At 75.2% G+C, this 6,922-nt stretch carries 5 protein-coding genes and 2 pseudogenes; 3 read left to right on the forward strand and 4 right to left on the reverse strand.

The features are described from left to right. Positions 1 to 1,272: pseudogene (locus tag SSNG_RS00570) on the forward strand (hypothetical protein); the annotation flags it as partial. Here SSNG_RS00570 and SSNG_RS00575 read toward each other — a convergent pair. Continuing rightward, complete coding sequence (locus SSNG_RS00575; protein WP_241694955.1) at positions 1,197 to 1,844, reverse strand: DUF6817 domain-containing protein; 648 nt, start codon at positions 1,842 to 1,844, stop codon at positions 1,197 to 1,199. The pseudogene SSNG_RS00570 and the gene SSNG_RS00575 sit on opposite strands and share 76 nt — an antisense overlap. A gap of 207 nt (positions 1,845 to 2,051) precedes the next feature. On the opposite strand from SSNG_RS00575, the gene SSNG_RS00580 reads away from it, so the two are divergent. Further along, the gene (locus SSNG_RS00580; RefSeq protein ID WP_241694956.1) at positions 2,052 to 2,345 is read left to right on the forward strand and encodes an antibiotic biosynthesis monooxygenase; all 294 of its coding nucleotides are present in this window, start codon (positions 2,052 to 2,054) and stop codon (positions 2,343 to 2,345) included. Positions 2,346 to 2,635: 290 nt separating this feature from the next. Then, positions 2,636 to 3,922 carry a phytase gene (locus tag SSNG_RS00585; RefSeq protein ID WP_007261825.1) on the forward strand — a complete coding sequence of 429 codons (1,287 nt, stop codon included), beginning with the start codon at positions 2,636 to 2,638 and terminating at the stop codon, positions 3,920 to 3,922. 10 nt (positions 3,923 to 3,932) lie between these two features. On the opposite strand, the gene SSNG_RS00590 is transcribed toward SSNG_RS00585, so the two are convergent. The 3 genes and pseudogenes from SSNG_RS00590 to SSNG_RS00600 form a co-directional block, all read right to left on the reverse strand. Then, positions 3,933 to 5,213, reverse strand: a complete 1,281-nt coding sequence (locus tag SSNG_RS00590) for a HAMP domain-containing sensor histidine kinase (protein ID WP_241695191.1) — start codon at positions 5,211 to 5,213, stop codon at positions 3,933 to 3,935. Positions 5,214 to 5,339: 126 nt separating this feature from the next. Then, positions 5,340 to 6,058: pseudogene (locus SSNG_RS00595) on the reverse strand (response regulator transcription factor); the annotation flags it as partial. A 38-nt stretch (positions 6,059 to 6,096) separates the two neighbouring features. After that, positions 6,097 to 6,675, reverse strand: coding sequence for a hypothetical protein (locus tag SSNG_RS00600; protein WP_042800338.1), 579 nt, complete (start codon positions 6,673 to 6,675; stop codon positions 6,097 to 6,099). Positions 6,676 to 6,922 lie beyond the last annotated feature (247 nt).

The following is a 6,922-nucleotide window of genomic DNA, read 5'->3' on the forward strand; positions in this document are numbered from 1 at the left end:
GGCGCGGCGGAGGGGGCCGCGGGCCGTGCGGTCGCCCGGGGGCTGGCGGCCGCCGGAGGGCAGCTGCTCCCGGAGGTACCGTGGTGGCCCCTCCGTCATGAAGCGGTCGCCCGCTTCGCGGAGCTGTCGGCGCCGCACCCGTACGCGTCCGCGGCGCTGTGCGAAGCTGCGGCCGGGCACCGGAGCGCGAACGTCCGCCGCGTGGCCGTGGTCGCCGCCGGCGCGCGGCTGCGGTACTGGCGCGACCACGCGCCCGAGCTCTGGGCGGCGGTCGCGGCCGGACTCGATGACGAGCCCGACGTGGCCTCCGCGTCGGTCGAAGTCCTCTCCGGAGGCGGCGCGGCAGCCCCGTGCGCGGACCCGCTGGTCCGCCACGTCGCGCGGTCCGGGGGCGCGGGCCACGCGGGCGCTGACCATTCGGCGTTGCGGGCCCTGGTCGGCATGGGAGACGACAGGGCCGCCGACTGGTACGCCGCACGCCTGGGCAGCCACTGGCTCGATGTCGCCCCGCTGCCCGCACGCTGGGCCCCGCGGCTGCTGCCGGTCTTCCGCCGGCGGCTCGCCGACCCCGGCCGGCAGAGCCACGCGGTCCCCCGGATCCTGCGCACCCTCGCCGAGTGGGGTCCGGTGGCCGCGCCGGCGGTGCCCGAGCTGGTCGGGCTACTGGACACCCCGGTCGCCCGTGGGGCGGCGGAGGCGCTGGGCGCGATCGGCCCTGCCTCCGCGACCGGGCGGGCGGCCGGTCCGCTCGCCGCGCTCGTCACCGCCGCTCCCGGGCCGGGCCGGCACGCGTGGCACGGTGGTGCGCAGACCGCGGCGTGGGCGTACTGGCGCGTCACGGGAGACCCGGAACCCGCCCTGCGGGTGTGCGGTGCGGCGGCCCGGGCCGGCCTCGGTCAACCCGTACTGCGCTATCTGGCCGAGCTGGGGCCGCTGGCCGCCCCGCACGCCGACGCGGTACGGCCCCTGCTGACGTACCCCGGGCCGTGGAGCCGGACCGGCGCCGCCGAGGCCTGGTGGCGGATCACCGGCGACGCGCCGCCGGCCGTGGCGGCCTTGCTGCCCGAGCTCGCGCCGCTGGCCCGGCACTCGGCGACCGCGCTGGTCCTGCGGACCGTACGGGTGCTGGGCGGGATCGGCGGGCCGGCGGCAGCGGCCCTGCCCGTACTGCACGAGGTCGCCTCGTCACCCCGCCGCTACGGCGGCATCCCGCTGGACGAGGAACTGCTCGGGGCGGCGAGGGAGGCGCTGACCGCCATCGAGGCGGCCTGAGCCGACGCGGTCAGCCGAGGACCGCGGTCACCTCGCGGCGGGCCGGCTCCGACAGGAGAGGGCGCCCAGCGCGTGAACAGCCCCAGCAGGGCGGCCCCGTTGCGCTCGCGGAAGGACTCGTTCACCTTGGCCAGGTCCAGTTCGTTGGCCACGGTGAGCTCGGCGAAGTCGCGACGCTGCTGCGGGGACGGCGTGAACTCCGCGCCCGTGAACCGGTCCCGGAAGGTCACCGCCGCACCGTCCTGCGCGGCAAGGGTGGGGTAGGAGGCCTTGCGGTCGCAGCTGGCGTAGAAGTACACGAGCTCCTCCGCCTCCCTGCCGATCGCCTCGGCGAGGCGATCGCGCTCGGACAGTTCCAGGAGCACCAGCGGCAGCCCGTCGGTGCCGTAGAAGGCGTGGCACAGCGCTGCGGTCCGCAGGACCGGCCGCGCGCCCCAGGAGGCGAGCAACGCCTCGACACGCAGCAGGTGGGTCAGGAGCGTGCCGCCGGAGTGCTTGGTCGTCTCCGCCCCCACCTCCTTGGGCAGGGCCATCGCCGGCGAGTCGGTGTGCTGGTCGTCGCTGTGCATCATGGGACCCATCATGGCGAGGTCGCCGCGCCGGCGTACACCGGGACCGGCATGCGGACACCGGGCCCGGTTCGGGACCGCGCGGGGTCGGGTGGGAGCTGTGGGCCGCCGCCACGGCAGCGGCGGCGTGGGGGGCGACTCTCCGCGCCGGCGCGGGTGACGCTCCCGGGACGGTGGCGCCGCGTCCGGGTGCGTGGGACCCTGAGGTCCGTGATCATACGGGTGAGTGAGGCGCGCGTACGTCCTGACCGCTTCGAGGCGTTCCGCGACATGATCGTCTCCGCGGTGCGCGGGTTTCCCGGCCGCTACCCGGGGCTGGTGGACCACGAGGTGCTGCTCGCACCGCCCGATTCGCTGCTGTACGTCAGTCGCTGGCGCAGCGAGCGGGACCTGGTCGGTTACGCCGGCGAGCAATGGAGGGAGCGGCCCGTGGTGCTGCCCGGCGAGGAGGAGTACCTCGTGGCCCCGCTCCGGGTACGGCACTTCACCGTCGCATCCCTGTAGTCCGGGGCCCTGCGCGGCCGATGACGAGCCGATGTCACAGCGGGGTCCTACGGCCGCCGGCAGGACGACACTGATCGCTTACGCCGGCCCGGGCACCCCCGGTACCGCGGTCACCCGCATCGGCGGCGTGCCGTTGGCCGTGCCCGGGGCCTGCGCTGCCTCGCACGGCCCCGCGGTCGGGGCGGGGTTTCGCAGCGAGTTCAACTACCGGCAAGGTTCCGGTCGCGGACATGACAAGCACTGCACGGAGAGTTTCCTTATCAGGGCAAACACCCTATAAAGGAAGAACGATGACGACACGCTTGTCAGCTCGCGTCTGCGCGCTCGCGCTCTGCACGGCACTCTCCACCGCCTTCGCGCTCCCGGCGCAGGCCGCGTCGATCAGCAGCGTCCGGCCGAAGGCCGAGACCCCGCCGCTGTACGACGACGAGGCCGGTGGCGACGCCAACGCGGACGACCCGGCGATCTGGCGCAACGCCGCCGACCCCGGCCGCAGCCTGGTGGTCGCCACCGCCAAGCAGGGCGGCCTGCGGGTCTACGACCTGGACGCGCGCCAGGTGCAGTCGATCCCCGCCCCGGCCGGACCGGGCGCCGACGACGCGCCGGGCCGCTTCAACAACGTCGACCTGGTGCAGGGCCTGCGCCTGGCCGGCGGCCCCGCCGACGTCGCGGTGGTCAGCGACCGCGGCAACGACCGGCTGCGCGTCTACCGGATCGACCGGGACCGGCCCGGCGGCCCGCTCACCGACATCACCGACCCCGGCGCGCGCCCGGTCTTCTCCGCCGGCCAGGCGGAGATCAACGAGCAGAAGACCGCCTACGGCCTGGCCACCTGGACCGACCGCAGGACCGGCCGCTCCTACGCCCTGGTCAGCCAGCGCAACCGCACCCGGATCGCCCTCCTCGAACTCCTCCCCACCCCGGCCGGCACGGTCGACTACCGTCAGGTGCGGACGATCGACCTGCCGTCCTCCTTCCGCCTGCCGAACGGCAGCACGTGGGCGCCGTGCGCGGAGCCGGGCGAGCTTCCGCAGGTCGAGGGCATGGTCGTCGACCCCGCGGACGGCACCCTGTACGCGGGACAGGAGGACGTCGGCATCTGGCGCATCGACGCGGGCCTCACCGGAACGCCGAAGCTGATCGACAAGGTCCGCGAGTACGGGGTCCCCGGCACCTACGACCCTCAGACCGAGGAGTGCACGCCCGGCACCGACCCCGGCTTCGGCGGCAAGCGCCTGACGGCCGACGTCGAGGGCCTCACCCTGGTCACCGAGCCGGACGGCGACGGCTACCTGCTCGCCTCCAGCCAGGGCGACGACACCTTCGTCGCCTACGACCGCGAGCGCGGCGAGCACAACGAGTTCGAAGGCGCCTTCCGCATCACCGCGGCCTCCGCCGCCCTCGACGGCTCGGAGGTCTGTGACGGGGCCGCCGCCCTCAACGCACCCCTCGGCGCGCGCTACCCGCACGGCCTGCTGGTCGTCCAGGACGGCAAGGAGACCCCCGGCGACGGAGACCGCGAGGCCACCGGCTTCAAGTTCGTCGACCTGGGCGAGGTCCTCGGCGCCATCGACTGAACCGTCGGCGTCAGCGTCTGCGGCGGCGGGCGAGACGGGTGCGGTGGCCCGACGGGGGCGGGGCGGCCAGGGCGAAGGTCACGGCGATGCGCGCCCCGCCGAGCGGTCCGCGCGTGACGCCCACCGTGCCGCCGGTCGCGGTCGCGGCCCGGCGCGCGATGTCCAGGCCCAGTCCCGTGGAGCCGGTGCTGCTGCCGCGGGACAGGGCCCGGTCCGGTTCCGGGATGCCCGGGCCGCCGTCCTCGACGACCAGCTCCACGGCCTGGGCCGTGCGCCGGACGCCGACGGCGAACGCGGTCCCCTCCGGCGTGTGGCGGAAGACGTTGCCGATGAGGGCGTCCACCACGGCGGCGACGTCGTCGTCCGGGAGGCCGACGGCCGTGGGCTCCTGGGTGACGTCCAGATAGCAGGAACGGTCCTGCTGCTCCGCCAGGACCGCCCAGAAGGCCGTCCGGCGGCGGACGACCGCCGCCACCTCGCTGCTCGGGCCCCCGCCTCCCGCCGCGGCGGCCCCGCCTCCCGGGGACCGTTCCGCACCGAGCAGGCCCTGGCCCATGGGCCCCACCGCGAGCGGGGTGCGTGCCGCGGCGATGATGGCCTGCAGCTCGGTCTCCAGCTCGCAGACGGCCGCCTCCACCCTGGCCGACTCCGGTGTGCCCGCCATCCGTTCCGATGCCAGGTGGAGCGCGGTCAGCGGGGTGCGCAGCCGGTGCGAGAGGTCGGCGACGAGTTCGCGTTCGACGGCGAGGAGTTCGTTCATGCGCTCCGCCATCGCGTTGAAGGCGACGCCCGCGTCACGCAGTTCCCTGGGGCCCATGGGTTCCACCCGGGCGTCGAGGTCGCCCAGTCCGAGTGCACGCGAGGCCCGCGCGAGCCGCTTCGAGGAACGGACCACCTTGGCGCCGAGCCGGTCGGCGACCAGCACCGAGCCGGCGATCAGCCCCACCGCGAGGAAGCACATCACCGCCCACGACTGCGCCACCCCCCGGGTGAGTTCCGCCTCGGGCACGAAGTTCTCGATGACGGCGACCTCGTCGCCCGGCAGCACCACCGGCTGCAGGCACACCCAGCCGCCGGGGACCTCCTGCGAGATCGACTCCCGCCCCCGCTGCGCCCGTTCGAGCAGCGCGCCGGGAGCCTTGGAACGGCCGAGGGCTCCCGCCCCCGGCAGGTGCACGATCAGGTGGTCCGCCGCGTCCAGGCCGGCCGCGGCCTCCCGCAGCGCGTCCGGGTCCGTGGTGAGGGCCAGCACCGGCGCCATGGCGGCGCCGCGCTGCTGGGCGGCCGACACGGCCTGCTCCTTGACCAGCGACATCACCAGGGGCGGCCAGCGGTATGAGGAAGGAACAGGGCGACCATCGAGGTCACGAATCCACCCACATCCGGCCAGGGAGCGTCTCAACGCGGTGTCACCAGGCTTGATGCCCACCCCGCGCACCGTCAGCAAGGTAGGCGCCGGGGCGGCCGGCCCGTTCGCCGAGCTTGCGGCGCAGGGAGGACAAGGTGCACGTCGACGGTCTGGTCGTCCACGTACGGCTCGCGCCACACCTCGGTCAGCAGGCGGCGTTTCGAGACGACCCGTCCGGTGTGGTGCGCGAGGAAGGCCAGCAGGTCGAACTCCCGGCGGGTCAGGCGCAGCTCCCGTCCCGCCAGGTGCGCGGTGCGTGCGCCCGGGTCCACCGCCAGCTCGCCGACGACGGTGGGCCGCAGCGGGTCACCGGCCTGTGCGGGCGCGGGCCCTGACGTGCCGCCGACGGCGGCGGCGGGGGCCGTGCTGCCGGTGCGCCGCAGGACGGCGGCGAGGCGGGCGAGGAGCTGGCCCCCGGAGAAGGGCTTGACCAGGTAGTCGTCGGCGCCCGCGTTCAGGATGCTGATGATCTCGGACTCGTCGTCGCGGGCGGTGGCCACCAGCACCGGTACGGAGGAGATGCCGCGGATCATGCGCAGGGCGTCCCCGCCGTCCAGGTCGGGCAGTCCGAGGTCCAAGACCACCGCGTCCACGGGCGCCTGCGTGACCTCGCGCAGTGCGCCGAAGCCGTCGGCGGCGCTGCGCACGGCGTACCCCTGCTCGGCCAGGACCTCGATCAGTGACTGGCGGATGCTGGGGTCGTCTTCCACGACCAGGACGCTCGGCATGCGGACACCTTAGAGGTTCGGCCCTGCGGGGAACGCGGTCAGGGCGTGACGAAGGCCGGTCCCCCGCCGGTGACGCGCAACCGGACGGGGTGGTCGGACACGGGGATGGTGCAGCCGTCCCGCGTGCTGCAACTCGCGTAACCGATCAGCACCGTCGCGCTGCCGCTGCCCGACGCGCGGACGGGGAGGGTGGTGGTGACCGGGCCGTCGGGGTAGACGGGGACCGGGGATTCCACCCCCGGCAGGCGGACGGTCCGCTCGGTCTGGGCCGCCGTCAGCGGGCCGTCCGCCGCGAGGGTTCCGGTGACGGTCACGGCGGTCGGGCGGCCCACGCCCTCGATGCCGGCGGGCGGCAGGGCGGTGCTGTAGAGGTGGAACCCGGCGGCTTCGGGCGCGAAGACGGCGGTGAGGGTGCCGGTCCCCTTCGCCGGCTGCCAGCCGGAGACCGAGAGCGTGACGGTGACGCCGTTCTCGGAGAAGCGCGCCGTGGGCGCGGGTCCGTCGGCCGCGGGGGTGGAGGGCTTTCCGCCGCCGCAGGCCGTGAGTGCGGCCAGCGGGAGGAGGATGCCCGCGGTGCGGAGCGCGCGCCGGAGCGGTGTGTGCGGCGAGGAGTACACGGGTGTGCCTTCGTTTCGTGGGTCGTGGTCGTCGGGGGGGGGTGGGGTCACCAGGGGGCGCCCGGGGCCCACAGCCGCCCGGGGCCTACAGGGCCGTGGTGAAGCTCGTGCTCCAGAGCTGCATGCGGCAGAGGAGGTCGTTCCACACCCCGGTGGCTCGGCCGGCAGCACACCGACGGCCGGTGCGCGTACGCCGTCATCCTTCCGCCACCACGCGGGCGACCAGGGGTCGCAGCTGCTCGGCGCT

The organism is Streptomyces sp. C, assembly GCF_000158895.1.
Lineage (GTDB): Bacteria > Actinomycetota > Actinomycetes > Streptomycetales > Streptomycetaceae > Streptomyces > Streptomyces racemochromogenes.

Bases quoted from the DNA above. Each gene is read 5' to 3' on its own strand.
- SSNG_RS00575 (WP_241694955.1), bottom strand. From the start codon at position 1,844: ATGATGCACAGCGACGACCAGCACACCGACTCGCCGGCGATGGCCCTG.
- SSNG_RS00585 (WP_007261825.1), top strand. From the start codon at position 2,636: ATGACGACACGCTTGTCAGCTCGCGTCTGCGCGCTCGCGCTCTGCACG.